We start from the raw sequence: 25,678 nt of genomic DNA, 5'->3' as shown, positions 1-25,678 counted from the left end.
GGGCCTCCGGGGCTGTCACCCTGGACCGCATATTTACGGCGCCGACGCCCGGAAGCGTTGTCCTGACCGGAACTTGGCGCCACAAATATGCGTAAGCGTCCAGGGCACCACCCCTGCACCCCCGCCCCCTCACGTGCGTATCAGCGCAGGAAGGCCGCCGCGACCCCGGCGTCGACCGGGACGTGCAGACCGGTGGTGTGCGTCAGGTCGCCCCCGGTGAGCGCGAAGACCGCGTTCGCCACGTGTTCGGGCAGGACCTCGCGCTTGAGCAGGGTGCGCTGGGCGTAGAACTTGCCCAGCTCTTCTTCGGGGATGCCGTACGTGGCCGCGCGTTGCGCGCCCCAGCCGCCCGCGAAGATTCCTGAGCCTTGTACGACGCCGTCGGGGTTCACCCCGTTGACCCGGATGCCGTGTGCGCCCAGTTCGGCTGCCAGGAGACGTACTTGGTGGGCCTGGTCGGCCTTGGTGGCGGAGTAGGCGATGTTGTTCGGGCCCGCGAAGATCGAGTTCTTGGAGGCGATGTAGATGATGTCGCCCCCCATGTTCTGGTCGATCATGACCCGGGCCGCCTCCCGGGAGGAGAGGAAGCTGCCGCGCGCCATGATGTCGTGCTGCAGGTCCCAGTCCTTGGCGGTGGTTTCCAGGAGGGGCTTGGAGATGGAGATCCCCGCGTTGTTGACGAGGAGGTCCACGCCGCCGAAGGCCAGGACCGCTTGATCGAAGGCTGTTTTGATCTGCTCTTCGGAGGTGATGTCGACGGTGACGGGGACGGCCTTGTCCGGGCCGCCCAGTTCGGCGGCCACGGTCGCGGCGTTGTCGGCGTTGATGTCCGCCACGACGACGCATGCGCCCTCGGCCACCAGGCGGTTCGCGATGGCCTTGCCGATGCCCGAACCGGCTCCGGTGACCAGGGCGATACGGGTCGCCAGCGGCTTGGGCTTAGGCATCCGCTGAAGCTTGGCCTCCTCCAGCGCCCAGTACTCGATGCGGAACTTCTCCGACTCCTCGATGGGGGAGTACGTCGACACGGCCTCGGCGCCGCGCATCACATTGATCGCGTTGACGTAGAACTCGCCCGCCACCCGGGCCGTCTGCTTGTCCTTGCCGTAACTGAACATCCCGACACCCGGGATGAGCACGACCGCCGGGTCGGCGCCGCGCATCGCGGGGGAGTCGGGGGTGGCGTGCCGCTCGTAGTACGCCTGGTAGTCGGTCCGGTATGCGGTGTGCAGCTCCTTGAGACGGGCGATCGCCTCGTCGAGCGGGGTCGTGGGCGGCAGGTCGAGGACCAGCGGGCGGACCTTCGTACGGAGGAAGTGGTCCGGGCAGGAGGTGCCGAGCGCGGCCAGCCGCGGGTGTTCGGCGCGGGAGACGAAGTCGAGGACCGGGTCGGAGTCGTTGTAGTGGCCGACCTGGGGGCGGTCCGTGGAGGCGAGGCCACGGAGGACGGGGGCGAGGGCGGCGGCGCGGGCGCGGCGTTCGGCCTCGGGGAGAGGTTCGTAGCCGGGGACGACCGGGCCGAAGGGGTCCGACTTGCCGCGCTCGACGAGGAACTGCTCGGCGGTGCGGATGATACGGAGCGAGTTGGCCTCGCACTCGTCGGAGGTGTCACCCCAGGCCGTGATGCCATGGCCGCCCAGAATGCAGCCGATCGCCTCGGGGTTGGCCTTCTTGATGGCGGCGATGTCCAGGCCGAGCTGGAACCCGGGCCGGCGCCAGGGAACCCATACGACCTGATTGCCGAAACACTCCTTGGTCAGCGCCTCACCGTCGGCGGCGCATGCGAGCGCGATACCGGAGTCGGGGTGCAGATGGTCGACATGGGCGGCGTTGACCAGGCCGTGCATGGCGGTGTCGATGGACGGCGCGGCGCCGCCCTTGCCGTGCAGACAGAAGTCGAACGCGGCGACCATCTCGTCCTCGCGCTCCACCCCCGGGTAGACCTCGGTCAGCGCCCGCAACCGGTCCAGCCGCAGCGCGGCGAGACCGGCCTCGGTCAGGGTGCCCAGGTCGCCCCCGGAGCCCTTCACCCACATGAGGTCGACGTCCTGCCCGGTCACCGGGTCGGTCGCGGTGCCCTTGGCGGAGGTGTTCCCGCCCGCGTAGTTGGTGTTCCGGGGATCGGCTCCGAGGCGATGCGATCGCTCGAGCAGGGTGGCCGCTTCGGGGTGCGGTTCTGCGGTCATGTTCTTCCTCTTCGTGTGTTGGTGAAGTCGGCCAATCCATCGCACGGGCCCATTCCTGGGTGGGGATGGGCCCGTCCGGTTCCGCCCCGCCCTTCCCGGGGCTGCGGGGCGGTGGCGCGGGTGTGTCCGTCGGTCGGTGCGCCTGGGTCCGGGGTGCCCGGTCGGGGGCGTGCTGCCAGTCCGCTGCCGGGCCCCTGCGGGGCCTGGCCGGCCCGGGCCCGCTCCCGGCGGACACGAGGCGGAGCCTCGCCGTCCCTGCCCCACCCGGCGGGCTCGCCCCGGCTCGGGCGTGTCCGCCGGCCAGTTGGCACGCCCCGACCGTGGCCCGGTCGGGTCCCGTTTCCGGTCCGCCGGTACGGGGCTCCTGGTGGGGCCCAGTTCCTGCCCGGGGCGAGGCTTGGCGTCGGCCGGGCGAGCTGGCGGCTTGCTCCGGGCCGGCCGGGACAGTGGGCCCTTTCCGGATGGCGCGGGCGGAGGCCTGCTGTCCCCGTCCTGCTTGGGCGTGTCCGCTGGGTGGCCGGCTCGCTCCGGCCACAGGTGTCGGCCGAGGCCCGCTCGGCCTGTCGAAACGGGTTCCTGGCGGGGCCAGTTCCTGCCCGGGGCGAGGCTTGGCGTCGGTCGGACGAGCTGGCGGCTTGCTCCGGGCCGGCCGGGACAGTGGGCCCTTTCCGGATGGCGCGGGCGGCCGTTGTTCCAGTCCTGCTCGGCAGGCTCGCCGCGTTCGTCGGCGCCCCAGGCGCGAGGCCCGCCCGGCTTGGGCGCGCCCGGCCACGGCAACTGGCTGAGGCCGCGCTCGCTGCCCCAGCCGTTGCGAGGATTGGGCAGCCCCCAGCCCTTTCCCAGCCCTCCGGGCGGGTGGGCAGCCACTCCGTCGCCGTGGCGTGGCCTCGGCTCGGCACTGACTCCTCCCGGTGGTAGCTGGTTGCTTTGGCCAAGGTCGTCGGCCCCCCCCCGCAGGTCGACGGCGGGTTGCCCAGCCCGGCCCGTCCGCCCAAGTTCCGCGCAGCGGGCTGACAGGGCGTGGGGCGGAGCTCCCGGGCCCGCGCCATCCGCCCCACCGCCGTGGCACGCCCCGGTCCGGCCATGGGCCCTCCCAGCCGTAGCCGAGCAGCCCCGGGCCCGGGGCGGAGCCCCGGGAACCCGCCGCGCCGCGCGGCGGAGGCGCGGCGGCGGTGCGACAGCCCCGCCGGAGGCGCTACGCGCCCCAGCCCGCCTGCGTGCCACCCACTCGCTCCGCGACGATCTTCTCGGCCCACCCGGAGGCCTTGTACGCCGCCATCGGGTCGGGATCGATGCCCAGTTCCTCGCGGACTTCGGCCAGCAGCGGCCGTACGTCGGTGTTGTACGCGTCCATCAGCACCGCATTGGCGCCGAGGACATCGCCCGACGTCTGCGCGGCGGACAGCGCGTCCGGGTCGACCAGCAGGGCCTTCGCGGTCGCTTCCTGGACGTTCATCACCGAGCGGATGATCGCCGGGATCTTCGGCTCGATGTTGTGGCACTGGTCGAGCATGAACGCGACGCCCGAGTCCAGGCCGCCGCCGCGGACCACCTCGTACATGATCCGGAAGAGCTGGAAGGGGTCGGCCGCACCGACCATGAGGTCGTCGTCCGCGTAGAAGCGGGAGTTGAAGTCGAACGCGCCGAGCTTCCCCTCCCGGAGCAGCAGCGCGACGATGAACTCGATGTTGGTGCCGGGCGCGTGGTGGCCGGTGTCGACGCAGACGTGGGCTTTGGGGCCGAGTTTGAGGCAGTGGGCGTAGGCGGTGCCCCAGTCGGGGACGTCGGTGGTGTAGAAGGCGGGCTCGAAGAACTTGTACTCGAGCAGCAGCCGCTGGTCGTCGCCCAGCCGCTCGTAGACGGCCTGCAGGGCCTCGGCGAGCCGGTCCTGGCGGGCGGCGATGTCGTCCTGGCCGGGGTAGTTGGTGCCGTCGGAGAACCAGAGTTTGAGGTCGCGGGAGCCCGTGGCGTCCATGATGTCGACGCATTCCAGGAGGTGGGCGAGCGCCTTGCCGCGGATTTCGGGGTCGGGGTTGGTGACCGAGCCGAGTTTGTAGTCGTCGTCCTGGAAGACGTTGGAGTTGATGGCGCCGAGCTTCAGCCCGCGCTCCTCCGCGTGCTTGGCGAGCGCCGCGTAGTCGTCGACCTTGTCCCAGGGGATGTGCAGGGCGACGGTGGGGGCGACCCCGGTGAAGGCGTGCACCTGGGCGGCGTCGTCGAGCTTTTCCTGTGGGGTGCGCGGGACGCCGGGCTGGGCGAAGACCTTGAAGCGGGTTCCAGAGTTGCCGTACGCCCATGACGGCGTCTCGACGGCCTGGGTCTTGAGGGCCGTCTTCACGGCCGAAAGGTCAGACATACGTCTCCTCGAGGGCAACTGTGGCAACTGGCAACTATGAAACGATTCAACAGACGCTAGCCGTGTGGATGGCCGGGCGTCAAGAAGTGGTGCGGCCCCAGGCTCGGGGTCGCTGACGTGGAAAAACGATTCAATGCCGAAGCTACTGGACCGTAGGTCCACCGCCGCCGGCGCGTCAAGAGGGACGGCAACGACTTGATTTACCTGGCGCATACCCCCTTGACGGTGGCAAATCGCCGGGCTAGCTTCCCGGCACCGACTTTGAATCATTTCATTTTCCTTCGGCCTGAAGGCCGCTCTTGCAAGGAAGCAAGGAGACACCGACACCGTGAGCCAGGCTGATTCGACCGGAGTTCCGGTCCTCGCCCTCAAGGGGGTGAACAAATCCTTCGGCGCCGTCCGGGCCCTGCGGGACGTCTCCCTCGAGCTGTTCCCGGGCGAGGCGCACGCCCTCGCCGGCGAGAACGGCGCCGGTAAGTCGACGCTCATCAAGACGCTCGCCGGGGTCCACCGCCCCGATGCCGGGCAGGTGCTGCTCGACGGCGAACCGGTGGTCTTCCACGGCCCCGCAGACGCCCGCGATGTGGGCATCGCCGTCATCTACCAGGAGCCGACGCTCTTCCCCGACCTGTCGATCGCGGAGAACATCTTCATGGGCCGCCAGCCCCGGCGGGGGCTCGGCCGGATCGACCACAAGGCGGTGCGCAGCGCGACCGCCGCGCTGATGGGGCGGCTCGGGGTGGCCCTGGACCCCGACCGGCCCGCTCGTGGGCTGTCCATCGCCGACCAGCAGATCGTGGAGATCGCCAAGGCGCTGTCCTTCGACGCCCGGGTGCTGATCATGGATGAGCCGACCGCCGCCCTCACCGGCAGCGAGACGGCCCGGCTGTTCTCGGTCGTGGAGGCGCTGCGCGCCGAGGGCGCGGCCGTGCTGTTCATCTCGCACCGGCTGGAGGAGATCTTCCGGCTCTGCCAGCGGGTGACCACCCTGCGGGACGGCCGCTGGGTGGCCTCCGAGCCGCTGGCGGGCCTGACCGAGGACGACCTGGTGCGCCGGATGGTGGGCCGGGATCTGGACGAGCTGTATCCCAAGCAGGACACGCGGGTCGGCGAGACGGCGCTGTCGGTGCACCGGCTGACCCGCGAGGGCGTGTTCCGGGATGTGTCCTTCGAGGTGCGCCGGGGCGAGATCGTCGCGCTGGCGGGGCTGGTCGGTGCGGGCCGCACCGAGGTGGCGCAGGCCGTGTTCGGCGTGGACCGGGCGGACGCGGGCGAGGTACGGGTGGCGGGTACGCCGCTGCGCCCCGGCTCGCCGAACGCCGCGATGGCCGCCGGGCTCGCGCTCGTACCCGAGGACCGGCGCCAGCGCGGCCTGGTCATGGAGATGTCCATCGAGCGCAACATCGGCCTCACCGGACTGGACCGGATCAGCGGCGGAGGGCTCGTCAAACGGGCCCTGGAGCGCGGCCGGGCCACCGACTGGGCCACCCGGCTGCAGCTCAAGTACGGCAGGCTCAGCGACCATGTCGGCGTGTTGTCCGGCGGCAACCAGCAGAAGGTCGTACTCGCCAAGTGGCTGGCCACCGACCCGGCGGTGCTCATCGTCGACGAGCCGACACGCGGCATCGACGTCGGCACCAAGGCCGAGGTGCACCGGCTGCTGTCGTCGCTGGCCGCCGAAGGGCTCGCGGTGCTGATGATCTCCTCCGATCTGCCCGAGGTGCTGGGCATGGCCGACCGGGTCCTGGTGATGCACGAGGGCCGCATGGTCGCGGAGATCCCGCGCGCCGAGGCCACCGAGGAGTCCGTCATGGCCGCCGCGACCGGCCGTACCGGCAAGGGAAGGGCTGCGGCATGACGGCCACCATCGAGAAACCCACGGCGCAGGCCGAGGCGGGCCGCTCCGCGCGCTCGCTGGTCGACACCGTCTTCCGGGCCCGCGAGATCAGCATCGCCGGGGCCCTGGTGCTCCTGGTGCTCTTCACCTGGATCGCCGAGCCCCGCTTCCTCAACGATCAGGGCGTCAAGGACCTGTTGCTCAACGCCGCGATCCTGGTGCTGCTCGCGGTGGGGCAGTCGGTGGTCGTGGTCACCCGCAACATCGATCTGTCGGTGGGCTCCGTGGTGGGGCTCTCCGCCTTCGCCTGCGGCAAGTTCGTGTCCGGTACGGACCACGGCCCGCTGCTGGTGGCCCTGCTCGGCATCGCGGTCGGCATGGCCTGCGGCCTGGTCAGCGGCGCGCTCGTCAGCTTCGGCAAGGTGCCCGCGCTGGTGGTGACCCTCGGGATGCTCTACATCATCCAGGGCATCGACTACTGGTGGGCCGAGGGTGAGCAGATCAACGCCGCCGATGTCCCGCAGTCCGTACTGGACCTCGGCAGCGGCAGCGTTCTGGGCATCCCGTATCTGCCGCTGATCTCCTTCGCCGTACTCGCCGTGACCGCGTACTTTCTGCGCTCCTACCGCAGTGGCCGTGAGCTGTACGCCATCGGCTCCAGCCCGGAGGCCGCCCGGCTGGCCGGGGTGCCGATCCGCCGCCGGGTGCTGGGCGCGTACGTCTTCTCCGGCGCCGTCGCCGGTTTCGCGGGCTCGCTGTGGCTGGCCCGCTTCGGCACCGTCGTCGCGGACAACGCGCACGGCTGGGAGCTGACCGTGGTCAGCGCGGTCGTGGTCGGCGGTGTCGCCATCGTCGGCGGCGTCGGCACGGTGTGGGGCGCGGCGCTGGGCGCGCTGCTGCTCACCACCATCGGCAGCGCCCTGTCCGTGCTGAAGGTCGACTCCTTCTGGGAGGACGCCATCTCCGGCGCCCTGCTGCTGGCGGCGATCAGCGTGGACCGGATCGTCAATGTGCGCATGACCCGTGCGCTGAGGAAGAGGAGCGCCCGATGAGCCCGCTGCGCGGAGCGCTGCGCTGGGACACCGCGGTCGGCGTGCTGCTGGTGGCGGTCTTCGTCACGGGCCTGGGCACCACCGACGGCTTCGCGAGCCGCGACAACCTGGCCTTCGCCTTCAACGACATCGCCGAGGTGGCGCTGATGGCGCTGCCCATGACGCTGCTGGTGGTGGCCGGGCAGGTGGATCTGTCGGTGGCCTCGATGCTGGGGCTGAGCAGCGCCCTGACCGGGCAGCTGTGGGACTCCGGCTGGGCGTTCGAGACCATCGTGCCCGTGGTGCTGCTGGTCGGCGTGGCCGGCGGGCTGCTCAACGGCTGGCTGGTCACCAAGGTCGGGCTGCCCTCGCTCGCCGTCACCATCGGCACCCTCGCCCTCTACCGGGGGCTGGCCTCCGTGGTGCTCGGCTCCAACGCCATCACCGACTTCCCCGAGACCTACGCCAAGTGGGCGGTGGACACCACCACCATCCCCGGCACCTTCATCACCTATCCGATGGCGCTGTTCATCGTGCTGGCCGTCGTCGCCGCGGTGGTGCTGCACGCCACGGGCCTGGGCCGGTCGCTGTTCGCCATCGGCGCCCAGGAGGACGCCGCGTACTTCGCCGGTATCCGCGTCAAGCGCATCAAGCTCCTCCTGTTCGTCGTCACCGGGCTGGTGTCCGCCTTCGCGGGTGTGGTGTTCACCCTCCGCTACGGCAGCGCCCGCGCCGACAACGGCTCGGGCTTCGAGATGCTGGTCATCGCCTCCGTCCTGCTCGGCGGCATCGACTTCGACGGTGGAAAGGGCACCCTCTTCGGCGCGGTCGCCGGAGTGCTGCTCATCGGCATCCTGAAGAACCTGCTGACCCTCAACGACGTGGCCAACGAGGTCCAGGTGATCGTCACCGGGCTGCTGCTGGTGGCCTCCGTCCTCACCCCCCGTCTGATCTCCACCGTCAGCGAATGGCGCCATCGGAGAGCCGCCGCTGCCACCCCCTCCAGCTGACGCGTCGCCGCACCACGTCCCATTTCCCCGAAAGGTCTCCCTATGTTCCTCCGCACGTCCTCCCGGCGCCGCGCCGCGGCCTCCGTCGCCGCGGCCTGTGCCCTGGCCGTCACCCTCGCGGGTTGCGGCGGCACCACCAAGAAGGACTCCTCCTCCGACAACGGCGGCGACGTCAAGGCCACGGATGCGAAGGCCAACCCCGACGCCCCGCTGAAGAAGGGGCTCAAGCTCGCCTTCCTGCCCAAGCAGATCAACAACCCGTACGAGAAGATCGTCGACGACGCGGGCATCGAGGCCGCCGGGGAGTTCGGCGGCAAGGGCAAGGAGGTCGGCCCCTCCGACGCCAGCGCCTCCTCCCAGGTGTCGTACATCAACACCCTCATCCAGCAGCGGCAGGATGCCATCCTCATCGCCGCCAACGACCCCAACGCGGTGTGCGGCCCGCTCAAGCAGGCCATGAAGAAGGACATCAAGGTCGTCGCGTACGACTCCGACACGGCCAAGGAATGCCGCCAGCTGTTCATCAACCAGGCCAGCTCGGAGGAGATCGGCCGCAGCCAGGTCCAGCACATCGCCGAACAGCTCGACTACAAGGGCGAGATCGCCATTCTCTCGGCCACCCAGAACGCGACCAACCAGAACACCTGGATCGAGTTCATGAAGGACGAGCTGAAGAAGCCCAAGTACAAGAACATGAAGCTGGTCAAGACGGCCTACGGGGACGACGACGACCAGAAGTCCTTCCAGGAGACCCAGGGCCTGCTCAAGGCCTACCCGAACCTGAAGGGCATCATCTCGCCCACCACGGTCGGCATCGCGGCCGCCGCCCGCTACATCAGCGACTCCTCGTACAAGGGCAAGGTCGTCATCAACGGCCTCGGCACGCCCAATCAGATGCGCAAGTACGTCAAGGACGGCACGGTCGAGCAGTTCTCCCTGTGGGACCCGAAGAAGCTCGGCTACCTCGGCTCCTACGCGGCGGCGGCGCTGGCGTCCGGGCAGATCACCGGCGCGGAGGGGGAGAAGTTCAAGGCCGGCAAGCTCGGTGAGTACACGATCGGCAAGGACGGCGAGGTCATCCTCGGCCCGCCCACCGTCTTCGACAAGGACAACATCGACGACTTCGACTTCTGAGGCGGCCGGCATGCAGCGCGTCTGCTTTCTGCTGAAGGTCCGCCAGGACCGCCTCGAGGAATACCGCGAGCGCCACGCGGCCGTCTGGCCCGAGATGCTCGACGCCCTCTCGGCCACCGGCTGGCACAACTACTCGCTCTTCCTGCGCGAGGACGGCCTGCTGGTCGGCTATCTGGAGACGGAGGACTTCGCGGCGGCCCAGGCGGCCATGGCGGAGACGGATGTCAATGCCAGGTGGCAGGCGGAGATGGCGGAGTTCTTCGAGGCGCTGGACGGCGCGAAGCCGGATGAGGCGATGAAGCCGCTGACGGAGGTCTTCCACCTCGCATAGCCCCGGGAGGGGCGGGGCGGGGGAAACACCCCGGCCCGCCCCCCCCGATCGCACCAGGAAAGGAACGTGAGAGATCCACCATGACCGAACGTCTCCCCGCCGTCGCCCGCAAACCGAAGATCGGGCTGGTCGCGGGCGGACTCGGGGCGTACTGGCCCCAGTTCCCCGATCTGCTGCCGCAGCTGCGCCGTTCAGCTGCCCGGGTGACCGAGCGTATGCGGGAGTTCGACGCCGAGGTCGTCGATGTGGGCTTCATCTCCGACGCCCAGGAGGGCGCGGTGGCCGCCGAGAAGCTTCGCGCGGCCGACTGCGACCTGATCGTCGGCTTTCTCACCACGTATATGACCGCCACCATGCTGGTGCCCATCGCCCAGCGCAGCGGCGCCCCCGTGCTGCTGATCAACCTCCAGCCCACCGAGGCCATGGACCACGCGTCCTTCGACACCGGTGCCTGGCTCGCCTACTGCGGCGCGTGTCCGCTGCCCGAGATGGCGAACGCCTTCGAGCGGGTCGGTGTCCCCTTCCGCTCGGTGTCCGGATATCTGGAGGACCAGCGGGCCTGGGACCGTATCGGCCGCTGGATCCGGGCCGCCGGGGTGCGGTCCGTGCTGCGCCACGGCCGCCACGGGCTGATGGGACACCTCTACCCGGGGATGTACGACGTGTCCACGGACCTCACGATGGTCACCGGCAACCTCGGTGGCCATGTCGAGGTCCTGGAGTTCGACGATCTGCGGGTGCGGGTCCAGCAGGTCAAGGACGACGAGGTGGCGGCGAAGCTGGCCGAGACCCGCGAGGTGTTCGAGCTCGCCGACTCCGTCGTCGAGGAGGACCTGGCCTGGGCGGCGCGGGTATCCGTCGGCCTGGACCGGATGGTGGCCGACTTCGACCTGGACTCGCTCGCGTACTACCACCGGGGCCTGGACGGGGAGATCCACGAGAAGCTGGGCGCGGGCATGATCCTCGGCTCGTCGCTGCTCACCGCCCGCGGTGTCCCGGCGGCCGGTGAGTACGAGCTGCGCACCTCGCTGGCCATGCTGATCTGCGACCGGTTCGGTGCGGGCGGCTCCTTCACCGAGCTGCAGGCGCTCAACTTCCGGGACGCGGTGGTCGAGATGGGCCACGACGGACCCGGCCACCTCGCCATCAGCGAGCGCAAGCCGCTGCTGCGTGGCCTCGGTGTCTACCACGGCAAACGCGGCTGGGGGGTGTCCGTCGAGTTCGATGTGCGACACGGCCCGGTCACTCTCGTCGGGCTCGGCCAGACCAGGGACGGCCGCTACAAGATCGTCGCCTCCGAGGGCGAGGTGGTCGGCGGCCCGCTGCTGCAGATCGGCAACACCACCTCCCGTGTCGACTTCGGCTGCGACCCGGGGGAGTGGACCGACGCCTGGAGCGCGAGCGGGGTCGCCCACCACTGGGCGCTGGCCACCGGCCGGCTGCTGCCCGAGCTGCGCGCCCTCGCCGACCTCACCGGCCTGGAGCTTGTGGAAGTCGCGGCTTGATGGCACGGGCGGTGGGCATCAAGGAGGTGGCCCGCCAGGCCGGGGTCTCCGTCGGCACGGTCTCCAACGTCATCAACCGTCCGGAGTCGGTGTCGGAGGAGACCCGGGCCCGGGTGCTCGCCACCATCGAGCGGCTGGGGTATGTGCGCAGCGAGTCGGCGCGTCAGCTGCGGGCTGGTCGTAGCAGGATCATTTCGCTGCTGGTGCTGGACATGGCGAATCCGTTCTTTGTGGATGTGGCCAGTGGCGCGGAGCGGGCGGCGCGTGAGGCGGGGCTCGGGGTGATGGTGTGCAACAGCGCGCAGAGCTCCGAAGAGGAGGCCGAGTATCTGGCGCTCTTCTCCGAGCAGCGGGTACGCGGCGTCCTGGTCACCCCCGCCGATATCAGCGGGCGCAACCTGGAGTCGTTCCGGCGCCATGGCATCCCGTTCGTCTTTGTCGACCGGGTGGTGCCCAGCGCGGAGGGCTGCTCGGTCTCGGTCGACGATGTCACCGGCGGTACGCTGGCCGCCCGCCACCTCCTCGACCAGGGCCACCGCTCCATCGCGTATGTCAGCGGTCCCATGCAGCTGGCCCAGTGCCACGACCGCCGCACCGGCGCGGTGCGCGCCCTGCGCGAGGCGGGCCTGGACGACGACGCGCTGCGCCATGTCGAGGTCGAGCGGCTGGATGTGGCGGCGGGGCGGGACGCGGGTGCGCGGCTGCTGGGGATGTCGCCGCGGCCGACGGCGGTCTTCTGCGCCAACGACCTGCTGGCGCTCGGGGTGTTGCAGGCGCTGTACGGGGCGGGGGTGTCGGTGCCGGGGGATGTGGCGCTGGTGGGCTACGACGACATCGAGTTCGCGGCGGCGGCCGCGGTGCCGCTGACGTCCGTACGGCAGCCCGCCTTCCGGATGGGGCGTACGGCGGCGGAGCTGCTGATCGAGGAGACGGGGGAGGCGGCCGACGCACACCGACATCAGCGGATCGTGCTCCAGCCCGAGCTCGTGGTCCGCGGATCGAGCCTGGCGCGGCTGCGCTGAGCCCATTGACAGTTCTTCTTCGCCTGTTACATTCCGGACTGAGAGGTCCGATCTATCCACGCGCGCCGCCATCCGTAGCCTATTGGGTAGCAGAGATCACGGGCTCAGCCTTCGGATACATCGGATCTACCAAGACCGATACGCGAAGGAGAGAGAAGGGTGAAGAGAATCGCCGCATTAGCGGTGTCCGCGCTCGCCATCGTCTTCGGACTGACACAGGCGCCCACGCCGGCCGCCTCGGCCGCGGCCGGCCGCGCCGCCGCCACCTTCGACGTCATGGACTACGGGGCGAAGGCCGACGGGTCGACGAATGACACCGGCGCGATCGAGAAGGCCGTCAACGCGGCCAACGCCGCCGGTGGCGGGACCGTGGAATTTCCGTCCGGGCAGTACAAGTCCAAGAACACGGTGCATCTCAAGAGCAATGTGACCCTCCAGCTGGACTCCGGCGCCACCATCCAGGGCTCCAGCGCGGACACCTATGACAAGCCCGAGTCCAACCCGAACGACGACTACCAGGACTACGGGCACAGCCACTTCCACAACGCGATGTTCTACGGCGACAAGCTCACCAACATCGGCTTCACCGGCTCCGGCACCATCGACGGCGCCGGAAACCTGATCACCGGCAACCCCGACTCCGGCGAGGCCGACAAGATCATCTCGCTGACCCGCTGCAAGGGCCTCACCCTCAGCGGGATCACCCTGCGGCGCGGCGGCCACTTCGCGGCCCTCATCAACGGCTGCGACAACGTGACCTCCGACCATCTCACCATCGACACCGCGAGCGACCGCGACGGCTGGAACATCATCAGCACCACCAATGTCACCGTCACAGGCGCCAATATCGCCGCCAACGACGACGCGCTCGTCTTCAAGAGCGACTACGCCCTCGGCGCCAAGCTCTCCAACGGCCATGTGAAGGTGCGGGACAGCAAGTTGTCCGCGAAGTGCTGCAACGCCCTGATGTTCGGCTCCGAGACCTGCGGCGACTTCACCGACTACGACTTCCAGGGCATCACCATCAACGGCGCGGACAAGTCCGGCCTCGGCATGGTGTCCATGGACGGCTCCAACATCTCGGACGTCCACTACCGCGACATCACGATGACCGGGGTCCACTCGCCCATCATGATGAAGATCGGGACCAGAAAGCGCTGCGGCAACGACCCGGGCGTCGGCCACATCAGCAACGTCACCTTCGACAACATCACCGGGACCGGTAACAGCCCCTCCTTCAGCCCCACCCTGTGGGGAGAGTCGGGCTCGAACCACATCAGCGACATCACCTTCAACAAGGTCAACCTGACCGTCCCCGGCGGCAATGACACGATGTCCACCGGCGTGCCCAGCAATGACGCCAAGGAGTACAACCCCAAGAGCATCGGCACCCGCCCGGCCTTCGGCTGGTACCTCCACAACGCGGACCGCATCACCTTCACCGATAGCTCGGTGCGGTTCGCCGACGACGACGGCCGCCCGGCGGTCATCGCCAACGCCGCCAGTGGCCTGAAGTTCGACCACTTCACGGCGGAGCGCGGCGACGACAGCCCCGCCGACGTCATGTTCCAGAGCGTCAGCGGCTACTGCGTGAGCGACAGCGCCAACACCTCGGGCGGTGCGTTGCGGATCAGCGCAAGCGGCTCCACGGAGACCTGCTCATAAGGGGAGGCCGCCCGCAGGACAGACCCGCCCGTACGGGAGACCTGCCTCAGAGTGCGGGAGGAACCCGCCCCGGACGCCCTAGCATGGGTCCCGCGGCCGCCACCGGCCGCGGGAAGGCGGGCGGTCGAAGGTCGTGGGACGCATGGTAGGGATCAAGGACGTCGCGCGGCAGGCGGGCGTGTCCGTCGGTACGGTCTCCAACGTGATCAACCGGCCGGAAATGGTCGCCGAGGCCACCCGTGACCGGGTGCACGCCGCGATCGAGCGGCTGGGGTATGTGCGCAGCGAGTCGGCGCGTCAGCTGCGGGCTGGTCGTAGCCGGATCATTTCGCTGCTGGTGCTGGACATGGCGAATCCGTTCTTTGTGGATGTGGCCAGTGGCGCGGAGCGGGCGGCGCGTGAGGCGGGGCTCGGGGTGATGGTGTGCAACAGCGCGCAGAGCTCCGACGAGGAGGCCGACTACCTCTCGCTGTTCGCCGAGCACCGGGTGCGCGGTGTGCTGGTGACCCCGGCCGACCCGACCGGGCGCAACCTGCGCAACTTCCGGCGCCACGACATCCCGTACGTCTTCGTGGACCGTGAGATGCCGGAGGACGAGGGCTGTTCGGTGTCCGTGGACGACGTCGAGGGCGGCGCCCTCGCCGGCCGCCATCTGCTCGCCCAGGGACACCGCGCCCTGGTCTACATCAGCGGCCCGATGCATCTGCCGCAGTGCCAGGACCGGCGCAAGGGCCTGCTCAGCGCGCTCGCCGAGGAGAACATGTCGCCCGGCGACCTGGTCCATATCGAGGCCGAGCGGCTGGATGTGGCGGCGGGGCGGGACGCGGGTGCGCGGCTGCTGGGGATGTCGCCGCGGCCGACCGCCGTCTTCTGCGCCAACGACCTGCTGGCGCTCGGGGTGCTGCAGGCGCTCTTCGCGGCCGGGGTGTCGGTGCCGGGGGATGTGGCGCTGGTGGGCTACGACGACATCGAGTTCGCCGCGGCCGCCGCCGTACCGCTGACGTCCGTACGGCAGCCCGCCTTCCGGATGGGCCGTACGGCGGCGGAGCTGCTGATCGAGGAGACGGGGGAGGACGCCGACGCACACCAGCACCGGCGCATCGTGCTGCAGCCCGAACTCGTGGTCCGCGACTCGACCTTCGCGGTCGCCGGCCGCCCCGGGCGCGGGGCGTAGGGTTTTCAGACCAGCGCGGTGGCACGCTCGGGGCCCGCGAGCAGTTCCCTGATCTCGTGTACGGCGGCCCGCCCGGCCCGGTTGGCGCCGACCGTGCTGGCCGACGGGCCGTAGCCGACCAGATGGACGCGGGGGTCGCGGAGCGACCGCGTCCCCTCGACGGCTATCCCGCCGCCCGGCTCGCGCAGCTTCAGCGGGGCGAGGTGGTCGATGGCGGCGCGAAAGCCGGTGGCCCACAGGATCACGTCGGCGGCCACGGACCGCCCGTCCGCCCAGGCCACCCCGTCCGGGGTGATCCGCGCGAACATCGGCTGCCGGTCGAGCACCCCCTTCGCCCGGGCCCGCTGCATCGCCTCGGTCATCGGCAGCCCGGTCACGGACACCACACTGAGCGGCGGCAGCCCCTGCCGCACCCGCTCCTCCACCATCGCCACGGCCGCCCGCCCCTGCTCCTCGCCGAAGGGCCCGGAGCGGAAGACGGGCGGCCGCCGCGTCACCCAGGTGGTCTCCGCAGCCACCTCGGCGATCTCCAGCAGATGCTGTACGCCGGAGGCCCCGCCCCCGACGACGATCACCCGCTGCCCCGCGAAAGCCTCAGGCCCCGGGTACTGGGTGGTGTGCAGCTGCCGCCCCCGGAACGTGGCCTGCCCGGGATAGCGGGGCCAGAAGGGGCGGTCCCAGGTGCCGGTCGCGTTGATCAGCGCGCGCGTGGACCACACCCCCGCCGAGCTCTCCACCCGCAGCCGCCCGCCGTCCCCCTCGCGCACCGCCGTGACATCGACCGGGCGGACTATCCGCAGATCGAAAGCGGACTCGTAGCGCGTGAAGTACTCCGTGATGACCTCGGACGACGGTCGGCCGTCGTCCGCGCCGGTCAGCCGCATGCCCGGCAGGTCGTACATCCCGTGCACCTTGCCGTACGTCAGCGACGACCAGCGGAACTGCCATGCGCCACCGGGGCCGGGGGAGTGGTCGAGGGCCACGAAGCCGGTCCCCGGCTCGTACCCGGCCCGACGCAGGTGATAGGCGCTGGACAGCCCGGCCTGCCCGGCCCCGATCACCACGACGTCCACCTCACGCACCCCAGCTATGTCGTTCACGCTTCTACTAACTACGGTCCGCGGCCGGATCTTCCCCACGGGCCGCTTTCGTCGCCGACGTGGCGGGACGGTAGCCTCCCGACCTCTTGGGTGGGGCGTACGGGGAGGGTGTTCGATGGTTACGCGGGTGTCGAGTCAGCAGGTGTCGAGTCATACGCGGCGGTGGCCCGCCGCCCTTCTGACCGCGGTGACGGTGGCGGTGGCGGGCTGCGGCTCTGGCGCGGACGTGCCAGGGTCCCCCGGTGTGAAGGGGGTGCCGCAGGTCATGGAGGAGAAGGACCTGCCGGACCTCCCGCTCGACCGCTACCGGCTCGACACCGAGGAAAGCAGGCAGTTCGGCAAGGCGCAGCGCCTTCTGGCCCAGCGGTGCATGATCCGCCTCGGATTCACCGACTTCCCCGCCGACCCCAAGCCTCTGACCCCTTCCACCCCGGGAGTGACGCTCGTCGTCAGCGCCATGCCGACATCGCTGGGCGCATTCGACCTCGACCACGCCAAGCGCTGGGGCTACGGCTGGAAGCCAGGGCCCCGTAAGACCCTGGAGCCGACCGGACGGGCGATGACCCAGGCGGAGCACGCGGCCTTGTACGGCACGTCCAGCAACGGAGCCGTACCGAGCGGGGGCAAGTCCCGTGAGCGGGGGTGCTCGGGGAAGGCGAACGAGCAACTACTCAAGGGCGTCGCGGACTCCAGGCGCATGTGGACTTTTCCCTCCGGGCGCGACGCCGAGCTGCGGAAGGCGGTGCAGAAGGACCGGCAGGTGCGTCGGGCCTTCGCCACCTGGTCGAAGTGCGTCGTGGACAAGGGCGGCAAGCGGTTCGCGGATCCGATGGCCGCGTACAGCGACAAGGGGTGGTGGCGAGGCAAGGACGGCAACACCCCGCACACCCGGCGGGAGGTGGCCACAGCCGTCGCCGACGTCGAGTGCAAGCGGGAGCAGAACACTCTCGGCGTGTGGTGGGCCGCGCTTGCCAAGCGTCAGCGCGCGGACATCCAGCGGCACGAGGACACGTACGCGGCGGTCCGCGGCGATGTGGAGGTGTTGCGGAGCAACATACGGAAGGCGCTGGGCTGAGTTGGATGGCACCGGTGCGACCGACGCGCTGTGCGCACGTATCGGACCTTGATCGGATATTGGTGATCAGGCCGTGGCGCGGGGTGTAGTCTTCGAACACGCGCCTGTGGATCATGTGACCGGGCGTCAACCCCCGAACCCTGCTGAGGTCTTCGTGCGCCATCGTGCTCTCAAGTCTGCCACTCTCGCCGCTGCGTTCGTGTCGCAGTGGATGTGGATTTTCCCGCCGGGCGCGGGTAGCCACCTGGGTGCCTGACCCGGCTCCCGACCCGGCGAAACCGGCTCCTGAGCGTCCTCAGGAGCCGGTCAAGCCCTGGTCCGCGAGGAGAGACCGGAGTGTTTCCGCCTCCGTCTCGGCTTCGAGGCTCCCGTACAGGGCGATCGCCTGCTCGCCATAGTGGCGGGCACGTTCGATGTGGCCCGACAGCAGTGCGGTGCGTGCGAGCCCGGCGAGCGCGTGTGCGGAGCCGAGGGGGAAGTCGGCGGTTCGGGCGATGTCCAGGGCTTGTTCGAAGAGTGTCAGGGCGTCGCCGAGCCGGCCCGACTCCCGCTGGACATCGGCCATCCCGAGCAACGCGCGCTGGCGCTCGTAAGCGTTGTCGATGCCGCGCGCCACTTCTTCGGCCATGGTGAAGTGCAGCAGGGCCTCGCGTCCGCGTTTTGTCGCCGCGTACGCCGTGCCCATGCTGATCAGCACGTTCACCTCGCCCAAGGCGTCGTGGCCGGCCCGGTGGCTGTCGAGTGCGCGCTGAAAGCAGGCGAGTGCTCGGTCCGTCCGCCCGGTTGCCTGGAAGACGGCACCCAAGTTGGTGTCCAGGATGGCCAATTCCTGGCGAGCGCCTCGCCGCTGGGCGAGTGCCAATGAGCGCTCGTAGTAGTGGCGGGCTTCGTCGTAGCGGCCCTGGAGATATCGGATTTCCCCCATATTGTTGAGGGCTTTCACCTGCCCGGCCTGGTCCTGAAGCGCCTCGTGCAGGGAGAGCATGGCCTGGACTTTGTGGAGGGCGTCGCCGTAGCGACCCGCGAAATACAGGGCCGCCCCCTGTACGTTGAGGCATTCCGCCTCTCCCGACCGATCGCGGACCGTCCGGTACAGCGCGGATGCCCGGTCGAGTGTGCGCAGGGCGATATCTCCGCGGCCCCCCGCCAGGTGGGCGCGGCCCTGCTGCAGGAGAGCGTCGGCGCAGCCGTGCGGATCGTCGAACTCCTGGAAGAGAGCGAGGGCTTCCGTCGCGCACTGCTGGGCTTCGTCGTGCTGCCGCTGAGCCAACACGTCCGCGCGCTCCACGAGGGTTCGGGCGAGGGCCGCCCGGTCGCCTCGTGAGCGGAGGGCGGACACCGCCGCGTCGTAGAGCTCGGAGGCGATGCCCCAGGTGCCCCACAGCTTGAGCGAGGTGGCCAGGGCGTGAGGGAAGAGCGCGGCATGGCTTGGCGACTCGGCGGCGGACACGCGGGCGACGGCAAGGAGGTTGGCGCGTTCCAGGGCGAGCCACACCGTCGCCTCGTCCGCGTCGGTGAACCGGGGCGCCTGCGCGTACTCCCGCTCCGGTGGCAGGGGCAGTGTGCGACGGGACGGATGGGCAAGGTGGGCGGCGCGGTGGGTGGCGGTGAGGTAGTAGTCGAAGAGCCGGTCGACCGCTTGGCGGCGGACGGCTTCCGGCTCCACCTCGGAGCAGATCTGGAGGCCGAAGGCGCGGCCGAGGTCGTGGAAGCGGTAGCGGTCGCGGATGGGCTCTTCCAGCATGTGTCCGTCCAGCAGCGTCTCCAGGCTCTTGCGGACCGGCGCGGCGTCCAGCCCGGTGAGCGCGGTCGCGGCGTGGAGGGTGATGTCGGGGCCCGGGTGCAGGGCGAGGAGGCGGAACAGCCGTTGTGCCGGGCCGCTGAGCTCGGCGTAGGAGAGCCGGAAGGCCGACGCCACCGCGTCGTCGAACTCCTCCAGGGGGTCCGCGGCCTGTTTCAGCCGGTCGAGGAGGTGGTGGAGGTCCCAGGAGTCCCGGTGCCGGAACCGGCTGGCGAGCCACTGGAGGGCGAGGGGGTGGCAGCCGCAGGCCGCGACGACGTCTCTGAGGGCCGAGGCGTCGACGGACAGGCGGGCGGGGCCCGCGATGCGGGTGAAGAGGGCGGCGGCCTCCGCCTGCGACAGCACGTCCAGGAACAGCGAGGTGGCACCGTCAAGGCCGGCGAGCCGGTTCCGGCTGGTCACGATCACCCGGCAACTGGGAGCACCGGGCAGCAGGGGCATCACCTGTGCGGAGTTACGGGCGTTGTCGAGGATCACGAGCACGCGGCGGCGGGCCGTCCACTGGCGCCATTTGGCAGCCCGCTCGTCGATGGAATCGGGGAGGGGCCCGGGCGATTCGGATGCCTGGAGCAGGGCTGCCAGCGCCTCCGCGGGGTCGTGCGGTGGGCGGCCGCTGTACGCGTGCAGATCGATGTAGAACTGCCCGTCTGGGTAGGTCGTACGCAACTCGTACCCCGCGCGCAGAGCCAGGGCGGTCTTTCCGACGCCTGGCATGCCGTGGATGACGGTGAGCGGCAGGGAGGCCGTGCCGCTGTCCGAGGAGGCGGCGGCAGTCCCCTGGTCCGAGAGCAGGATGCGCAGTTCGGCCGCGCGTCCCGTGAAATCCCGGGTGACGCGCGGAAGGTTGTTGGGGGCCGCGGCGGTATGCGCCTCGGTGTCGCGGTGGGTCTCCAAGAGCGCACGGTCTTGCTTGAGGATGCGCCCGTGGAGCTCCTGAAGCTCTGGTCCTGGCTCGATTCCTTGCTCGTCCGTCAGAAGCCGATGGGTGTTCCGGTACAGGACGAGCGATTCGTCGGGCCGCCCGCTGCGGTAGAGCGCCAGCATGAGGGAGCAGATCACCTTCTGTGCCAGCGGATTCTGGGCGGCGAGCTCTTGGAGTTCGCCCACGAGGTCCGCGTGCCGCCCCAACTCCAGCTCCAGGCGGATCCGTTCCTCCCGAACCCGGCGGTGGTCCTCGATGAGCCGGGTGCGGGCCGAGGCCGCCCAGGCGCAGCCGAACTCCGCCAACGGTTCGCCTCGCCACAGGGCTTCAGCGGTACGGAGCAGGCGCACGGCCCCTCCCCGCTCACCCCGCTCAGCGGCCGCCCGCGCTTCTGTACGGAGCTTCTGGAAGCGCAGCAGGTCGATGGCCTCTGGGGCGGCCCGGAGTTGGTAGAGCCCGGGGGAGGGCCGCTTCACCTCGGCGAGGTCGCCGACGGCTCTGTTGAGGCGTCCGCGCAGCCGTGACAGATAGCTGTGCAGCGTGTCCAGGGCCGTCCGGGGCGGGTGGCCGTCCCAGACGCGGTCCATCAAGGTTTCGGCCGTGACCGGCTCGCCCCGGGCATGGATCAGTACGGCCAGCACGCATCGTTCTTTCACCGAACCGAGTGCGTGTTGTCGATCGTGATGCCATAGTTCAAGGGGTCCCAGAGCAAGAAGTTCCACCATCGCCCCCGATGGGTGTGCTACTTCCTGCCGCCTCCGGCAGCGCCCGCGCCATTGCGCGGCACTTAATTTACTGTTGCCGTCTCCCCAGGGGTAGTGGATAGAGGCGCACGGGTGCGCGACGGGGCGCACATGCGCCATGGTCATTTCCCACACGTGGAGTGCAGGATTCCTGCAAGTCGGCCATCCACCCCGGAGGGCAGCGACGTTGTGGCGACAACGGAACGTCGCCGCCGACGGGACCGAATGACCGGTCCGGAGTAGGGAACCGGGGGGATTGACTTCGATGAACGTGGTTTTACAAGGGGCACACGGGCCTCATGTGCCGGTGCGCCTGGACGTCGAGCGCTGGGCCACATGCCGGATCCGCAGAAGGGTCCTGGCGGTGGTGCACACCGTGACCGCCGGGCAGCGGCTGCTCGACGCGGTCCGGCTGCTGGAGGGCGACTCCCGGGTGCAGGTGGTTTTCACCGCGGCGCCCGATGTGTTCAGCAACGGTGTGGCAGCTTTCCTGAACGGGCTGAAGGGGCTGGTGCTGCCGTGGAGCCAGGCGGTGCAGACGCCGTTCGACCTCGCCCTGGCCGCGGGCCACGGCAGCCTCCACGAACTGCACGCCCCCGTGATCGTGCTCCCGCACGGCGCCGGGCACAACAAGATTGTCCCCGGGGCGAACCGGGGCCGCCGGGTGGCGCAGCGAGGGGCGTACGGCTTCAGCAGGCAGCGGCTCGTACGGGACGGTGTGCTGGTTCCCGAGACGCTTGTGCTGGCGCATCAGGAAGAGCTCACCCGGCTCGGTCGCGAATGCCCCGAGGCACTGCCCGCCGCGGAGGTGGTGGGCGACCCCTGCTTCGATCGCATCACCGCGAGCCTTCCCTCGCGGGCGTTGTACCGGGAGGCCCTGCGCGTCCGGGCTCACCAGCGGCTGGTCCTGGCCTGCTCCACCTGGGGACCCGACTCGCTGCTCGCACGGAGGGAGGAGTTGCTGGCGCGGCTGGTCGGCGAGCTGCCGCGCGAGGAGTACCGGGTCGCCGTGCTGTTGCATCCGCACGTATGGAACGCCCACGGCGAATGGCAGATCCGAAGCTGGCTGGCCGGCCTCGGCCGCCTGGGGCTCACCGTGATCAGCCAGTACGCCGACTGGGCCGGGGCGCTTGTCGCGGCGGACTACATCGTGGGCGACCACGGCTCCGTCTCGCTGTACGGCGCGATGACGGGCGCTCCCGTTCTGCTGGCCAGTGTCCCCGACGCCCATGTGGATCCCGCGTCGCCACTCGCCGAGCTGAGCTCGTTCGCGCCCGGGATACAGGACGACCGGCCGCTCCGCAGGCAGCTCCACCGTAGCTCCGTGACCTATCAGTCGGATCGCCACCAGCGGGTCGCCGCGCGGATCAGCTCGGAGCCGGGGCAGTTCGCCCGGAAGATGCGTGCGCTGATGTACCGCAAACTGCGGCTGCGGGCTCCCGCGGCCCGGCCGGTCGCGGAGCCCGCGCGGTTGCCGTTCGTGGTGCACTACGACGAGCCCGGCAGCGTTGTGTCATGACCGCGCTGACACTGGTGGTGTCCGAGCAGGCCGAGGGGCAGGGGGCGGCGCGCCGCATCCGAGGCGTGCTGAAGCACCCGGAATCGGGCGCCGAGGTCGTGGACGAGCATCTGCGGGTGGAGCTCCCGGCCCCGGGCAGGTGGTCGACGCTCGCCGATGTGCTGCTGGTCACCGCCGAGGGACAGCCGGCCATCGGCGAGGGACAGGACGGGATCGCCGAGCTGCGGGCCCGCCACCCGGGCGCGCTGGTGGTCGCGGTGCACCACGGTTCCCGGTGCCGACTGTGGCTCGGGCCCGGCGGCCGCACGCTCACCCTCCGGGCCCGACGGCCCTCGGCGGTGCCGCCCTGGGGCCTCTGGGCCTCCCTGGCCCACACCTGGCTGGTGGCCGGAATCCCGGTCACGGCCCTGGAATCGGTGGTGGTGCGGCTGCCGCTGCCGGAGGTTCAGTCCTCGGCGCGGCGCTCCCACTGGGCGAGCCGCGCCTGTACCCTCTGGGCGGCCTCCGACTCGGCACGGCCCACCGAGCCATACAGATCGAGCGCCTCCTGGTAGTGGTCCCGGGCGAGGTCCGGCAACCCGCGCCGCTCGGCGAGCCGGGCCAGGCTCTCCAGGGTGCGGGCCGTCTCGTAGTCGGCGGCCATGCCACGCAGTGTCGTGAGCGCCGTGGAGAGCAGGTCTTCGACCGGGTCGAGCAGGTCCCGGGCGAGGTACGCGCGGCCGAGCAGTGTGGCCGCGCGTGCCGCGTTGTAGGCGTCGCCCGCCTCCCGCAGCGTCGCGTAGGCGCCCTCGGCGTCGGTGGTCGCCTTCTCGAGCAGCCCCTGTGCGAGTGCGACGTCGGCCAGATTGAGCCGGGCCAGACCGCCGGCCCGTCGGTCGCCGCACGCCGGCAACTCTGCGGCGGCACGCTCGAAGAGCTCGGCCGCCTGGTCAAGGCGGCCGAGTCTCTGGTGCGCCAACCCCTGATAGTTGAGGGTGCGTGCGTAGCCGAGCGGGTTGCCGGCGGCGCGGAACGTCCGCGCCGCTCGCTCGAACATTTCAAGGGCACGTTCGTGGCTTTCCAGACCGAGCTCACCCACCCCGCCGGAGGTGAGCATCCGGCACTGTGCGGCCGTGTCGCCCAACTCCTCGGCCGCCACCAGCCCTTCCTGGTGCGCGGCGCGCCACTGGTCGTAGAACTTGCGCCGCAGGAACAGCGGCCACAGGGCGTCCGCGAGCTGCCAGGCGACGGCCGGGAAGCCCGCAGGGCGCGCGCGATGGATCACGGCCATCAGATTGGGCAGTTCGCTCTCCAGCCAGTCCAGCGCACCCTCGGCATCGTCGCCGAGGTCCGTCGTGATCACCGGGCCGGGACCGTAGCCGCGGGCCATTGTGCGATGCTGAGGGTCGACGATCTCCTCGGCGCGGGTGGCGGTGGCGAGATAGTGGTCGACCATGCGACGCAACGCCGCGGCGCGCTCCTCGGGTGACTCCTCCTCCTCAACCTTCGCGGTGGCGTGCAGCCGAACCAGATCGTGGAACCGGTAGCGCTCCTCCCCGGCGTCGACGAGCAGATTCGCGTCGTGGAGCGCGTCGAGCACGTCTGTCGCATCCCTGACCAGCGCCGCTTCGGCCACCGTACTTCCGAACTCCGGTCCCGGGTGCAACCCGAGAAGCCGGTAAAGGCGTGCGGCCTCGGGCGACAGCCCCTGATACGACAGGTCGAGCGCCGCCCGTACGTTGTGGTCGCCTTCGATGGCCAACGCCTCCAAACGGCCGCGTTCCTCGGTGAGGGCGCGGACCATTGTCGTGATCTGACGCCGTGGGCGCGCCGCGAGCCGGGCGCCGGCGACACGTACCGCCAGCGGCAGCCCGGCGCACAGTTCGACCAAGGCGCGGGCTTCGTCGGGCTGGGCGGCCACCCGACCGTCGGCGAGGGTGACCTCCAACAACTCGACTGCCGCCTCCGTGGCAAGGGGGTCGAGATGCAGTGCGTGGCAACCGTCCACGGTCAGGCCCGGCATCCGCTGGCGGCTGGTTACGGCCGTGATGCTCAGGCCCCCCGGTAACAGCGGCCGGACCTGGGCGGCGGTGGCGGCGTCGTCGAGCAGCACGACAAGCCGTCTGCTTGCCGTCAGGGAACGGAACAGCGCCGCTCGCTCGGCGAGGGCCGTCGGCATCTGCTTGGCCGGGACGTCGAGCGCACGCAGAAAACGGCCCACCACCTCATCGGGGGCCGCGGGACCGCTCGGGGACTGCGCGCCCAGGTCCGCGTAGAGCTGGCCGTCGGGAAAGTGCGGGCGCAGCGTATGCAGCCAGGTCAGCGCGACCGCAGTCTTGCCGACCCCGCCAAGACCGCTGACCGCGGCCAGCGTGGGACAGCCTTCGCGGGCACTGCGGGCGCGGTGCTGCTCCAGCGCTGCCAGCTCCGCTGTGCGGTCGGTGAGGCGCACCAATGGCGGCAGCTGCCAGGGGGTTTGCGGTGATCGCCCATGGTCGGCTCGCTCCGCGCCGGCCTCGGCGCGAATGTGGATGCCGCCGTACACCGTCCCTGCCTGGACCGCGGGTCCGTGCACCGTGCCGCTCAGCTCGTTGTGACCGTGCTCTTGCCCCCGCATTGAATCCCCCTCCGAAGGCGTGAGTAACGGATTCCGCACGACATCCTTTCCGTGTATGCAACCGATATCCATGGTGAGGGAAGACGGCTGTGAGGGAAGGCGGCTTCCTGCCGGCGATCCTGTGAGAGTTTGAGGAGTTCGGCGAAGGTGCCACCCGCGTGGACCGCCGCTCCTGGGCACCGGCTGAGGTCAACCATGTCCTCCTGCACGCTCATTGCGAATGATCGGGCGCACAGGGGCCAACGACAGGAGCGGCGTCATCGGCACACGTGTTTCAGACGGGTCGGATTCCGCATGGCAGCGCGCCCCGCACAGCGTGTGGGATACATCCACCCTTGGAGCGCGGGGGGACGCCCCGCGCCCGGTGCTGGCCGAAACGCCGAGGTCCGACGCCGGACGGGATGGCGGCGCGCTGCGCCTGGACGGCAGCGCCCGTGAGCAGAAGACCACGGTCCGGCCGGAGGCGTCCACCGCGGGGTAGTCCGCTTCGCCGGCGGATTGCGCCCCGTCGTCGGTGACGTTGATCCGCCGTATCGTGCCGGTGCGCCCCTCGCGCACCGCAGCTATGTCGTTCACGCTTCTACTGACTACGGGGCCCGGCCGGATCTTCCCGTCCGGCGTCGGCTGTCGGGATCCGCATCCCGCGGCTCTCGGCGACGCGCAGCGCGTCG

Annotated in this window: 17 protein-coding genes; 12 read left to right on the top strand and 5 right to left on the bottom strand. The window is 70.3% G+C overall.

Translation table 11 applies throughout. The features are described from left to right. Positions 1 to 140 precede the first annotated feature (140 nt). Entirely contained in the window at positions 141 to 2,186 is a 2,046-nt protein-coding gene (locus CCN51_RS27465; protein ID WP_014174877.1) for a bifunctional rhamnulose-1-phosphate aldolase/short-chain dehydrogenase, read from the bottom strand. A 1,195-nt stretch (positions 2,187 to 3,381) separates the two neighbouring features. Beyond that, the gene (gene rhaI / locus CCN51_RS27460) at positions 3,382 to 4,542 is read right to left on the bottom strand and encodes an L-rhamnose isomerase (RefSeq protein WP_014174876.1); all 1,161 of its coding nucleotides are present in this window, start codon (positions 4,540 to 4,542) and stop codon (positions 3,382 to 3,384) included. A gap of 328 nt (positions 4,543 to 4,870) precedes the next feature. On the opposite strand from rhaI, the gene CCN51_RS27455 reads away from it, so the two are divergent. From CCN51_RS27455 to CCN51_RS27415, 9 genes are all read left to right on the top strand, one after another. Beyond that, entirely contained in the window at positions 4,871 to 6,400 is a 1,530-nt protein-coding gene (locus tag CCN51_RS27455) for a sugar ABC transporter ATP-binding protein (protein ID WP_014174875.1), read from the top strand. Beyond that, positions 6,397 to 7,431, top strand: a complete 1,035-nt coding sequence (locus CCN51_RS27450) for an ABC transporter permease (RefSeq protein ID WP_014174874.1) — start codon at positions 6,397 to 6,399, stop codon at positions 7,429 to 7,431. The genes CCN51_RS27455 and CCN51_RS27450 overlap by 4 nt, the downstream gene beginning before the upstream one ends. Continuing rightward, positions 7,428 to 8,420 carry an ABC transporter permease gene (locus tag CCN51_RS27445; RefSeq protein WP_014174873.1) on the top strand — a complete coding sequence of 331 codons (993 nt, stop codon included), beginning with the start codon at positions 7,428 to 7,430 and terminating at the stop codon, positions 8,418 to 8,420. Before CCN51_RS27450 ends, CCN51_RS27445 begins: the two co-directional genes overlap by 4 nt. Positions 8,421 to 8,462: 42 nt before the next feature. Beyond that, a complete protein-coding gene (gene rhaS, locus CCN51_RS27440; protein ID WP_014174872.1) occupies positions 8,463 to 9,554 on the top strand; it encodes a rhamnose ABC transporter substrate-binding protein in 1,092 nt (363 codons plus the stop codon). Positions 9,555 to 9,564: 10 nt separating this feature from the next. Next, positions 9,565 to 9,885, top strand: a complete 321-nt coding sequence (locus CCN51_RS27435; protein WP_014174871.1) for an L-rhamnose mutarotase — start codon at positions 9,565 to 9,567, stop codon at positions 9,883 to 9,885. 80 nt (positions 9,886 to 9,965) lie between these two features. Beyond that, positions 9,966 to 11,390, top strand: a complete 1,425-nt coding sequence (locus tag CCN51_RS27430; RefSeq protein ID WP_014174870.1) for an L-fucose/L-arabinose isomerase family protein — start codon at positions 9,966 to 9,968, stop codon at positions 11,388 to 11,390. Continuing rightward, complete coding sequence (locus CCN51_RS27425) at positions 11,390 to 12,412, top strand: LacI family DNA-binding transcriptional regulator (RefSeq protein ID WP_014174869.1); 1,023 nt, start codon at positions 11,390 to 11,392, stop codon at positions 12,410 to 12,412. Before CCN51_RS27430 ends, CCN51_RS27425 begins: the two co-directional genes overlap by 1 nt. Before the next feature lie 159 nt (positions 12,413 to 12,571). After that, positions 12,572 to 14,077: a glycoside hydrolase family 28 protein gene (locus tag CCN51_RS27420; protein WP_202948292.1), complete on the top strand. Its 1,506-nt coding sequence runs from the start codon at positions 12,572 to 12,574 to the stop codon at positions 14,075 to 14,077. A gap of 142 nt (positions 14,078 to 14,219) precedes the next feature. Then, on the top strand, positions 14,220 to 15,251 hold the full coding sequence (locus CCN51_RS27415) for a LacI family DNA-binding transcriptional regulator (RefSeq protein WP_086860185.1): 1,032 nt from the start codon (positions 14,220 to 14,222) through the stop codon (positions 15,249 to 15,251). A gap of 5 nt (positions 15,252 to 15,256) precedes the next feature. Here the strand turns inward: CCN51_RS27415 and CCN51_RS27410 are convergent, their stop codons facing one another. Next, on the bottom strand, positions 15,257 to 16,381 hold the full coding sequence (locus CCN51_RS27410) for an NAD(P)-binding domain-containing protein (protein ID WP_107426084.1): 1,125 nt from the start codon (positions 16,379 to 16,381) through the stop codon (positions 15,257 to 15,259). 97 nt (positions 16,382 to 16,478) lie between these two features. On the opposite strand from CCN51_RS27410, the gene CCN51_RS27405 reads away from it, so the two are divergent. Continuing rightward, on the top strand, positions 16,479 to 17,426 hold the full coding sequence (locus CCN51_RS27405) for a hypothetical protein (protein ID WP_245881692.1): 948 nt from the start codon (positions 16,479 to 16,481) through the stop codon (positions 17,424 to 17,426). Between the two features lie 295 nt (positions 17,427 to 17,721). On the opposite strand, the gene CCN51_RS27400 is transcribed toward CCN51_RS27405, so the two are convergent. After that, on the bottom strand, positions 17,722 to 20,805 hold the full coding sequence (locus CCN51_RS27400) for an AfsR/SARP family transcriptional regulator (RefSeq protein ID WP_319637637.1): 3,084 nt from the start codon (positions 20,803 to 20,805) through the stop codon (positions 17,722 to 17,724). Between the two features lie 352 nt (positions 20,806 to 21,157). On the opposite strand from CCN51_RS27400, the gene CCN51_RS27395 reads away from it, so the two are divergent. Both CCN51_RS27395 and CCN51_RS27390 read left to right on the top strand, forming a co-directional pair. Continuing rightward, entirely contained in the window at positions 21,158 to 22,411 is a 1,254-nt protein-coding gene (locus CCN51_RS27395; RefSeq protein WP_043486384.1) for a hypothetical protein, read from the top strand. Further along, positions 22,408 to 22,965, top strand: a complete 558-nt coding sequence (locus tag CCN51_RS27390; protein ID WP_086860183.1) for a hypothetical protein — start codon at positions 22,408 to 22,410, stop codon at positions 22,963 to 22,965. Before CCN51_RS27395 ends, CCN51_RS27390 begins: the two co-directional genes overlap by 4 nt. Here the strand turns inward: CCN51_RS27390 and CCN51_RS27385 are convergent. Next, positions 22,857 to 25,007 carry an ATP-binding protein gene (locus tag CCN51_RS27385; protein WP_014174862.1) on the bottom strand — a complete coding sequence of 717 codons (2,151 nt, stop codon included), beginning with the start codon at positions 25,005 to 25,007 and terminating at the stop codon, positions 22,857 to 22,859. The two genes, CCN51_RS27390 and CCN51_RS27385, sit on opposite strands and share 109 nt — an antisense overlap. Positions 25,008 to 25,678 lie beyond the last annotated feature (671 nt).

It is taken from the genome of Streptomyces milbemycinicus, from assembly GCF_002154605.1.
In the GTDB taxonomy this organism is placed as follows: Bacteria; Actinomycetota; Actinomycetes; order Streptomycetales; family Streptomycetaceae; genus Streptomyces; species Streptomyces milbemycinicus.
This window is presented reverse-complemented; position numbering and strand designations above follow the sequence as displayed.

Coding starts and splice junctions, on each gene's coding strand:
- CCN51_RS27465 (WP_014174877.1), bottom strand. CDS start 2,186: ATGACCGCAGAACCGCACCCCGAAGCGGCCACCCTGCTCGAGCGATCG.
- rhaI (WP_014174876.1), bottom strand. CDS start 4,542: ATGTCTGACCTTTCGGCCGTGAAGACGGCCCTCAAGACCCAGGCCGTC.
- CCN51_RS27450 (WP_014174874.1), top strand. CDS start 6,397: ATGACGGCCACCATCGAGAAACCCACGGCGCAGGCCGAGGCGGGCCGC.
- CCN51_RS27445 (WP_014174873.1), top strand. CDS start 7,428: ATGAGCCCGCTGCGCGGAGCGCTGCGCTGGGACACCGCGGTCGGCGTG.
- rhaS (WP_014174872.1), top strand. CDS start 8,463: ATGTTCCTCCGCACGTCCTCCCGGCGCCGCGCCGCGGCCTCCGTCGCC.
- CCN51_RS27435 (WP_014174871.1), top strand. CDS start 9,565: ATGCAGCGCGTCTGCTTTCTGCTGAAGGTCCGCCAGGACCGCCTCGAG.
- CCN51_RS27430 (WP_014174870.1), top strand. CDS start 9,966: ATGACCGAACGTCTCCCCGCCGTCGCCCGCAAACCGAAGATCGGGCTG.
- CCN51_RS27425 (WP_014174869.1), top strand. CDS start 11,390: ATGGCACGGGCGGTGGGCATCAAGGAGGTGGCCCGCCAGGCCGGGGTC.
- CCN51_RS27415 (WP_086860185.1), top strand. CDS start 14,220: ATGGTAGGGATCAAGGACGTCGCGCGGCAGGCGGGCGTGTCCGTCGGT.
- CCN51_RS27395 (WP_043486384.1), top strand. CDS start 21,158: ATGAACGTGGTTTTACAAGGGGCACACGGGCCTCATGTGCCGGTGCGC.
- CCN51_RS27390 (WP_086860183.1), top strand. CDS start 22,408: ATGACCGCGCTGACACTGGTGGTGTCCGAGCAGGCCGAGGGGCAGGGG.
- CCN51_RS27385 (WP_014174862.1), bottom strand. CDS start 25,007: ATGCGGGGGCAAGAGCACGGTCACAACGAGCTGAGCGGCACGGTGCAC.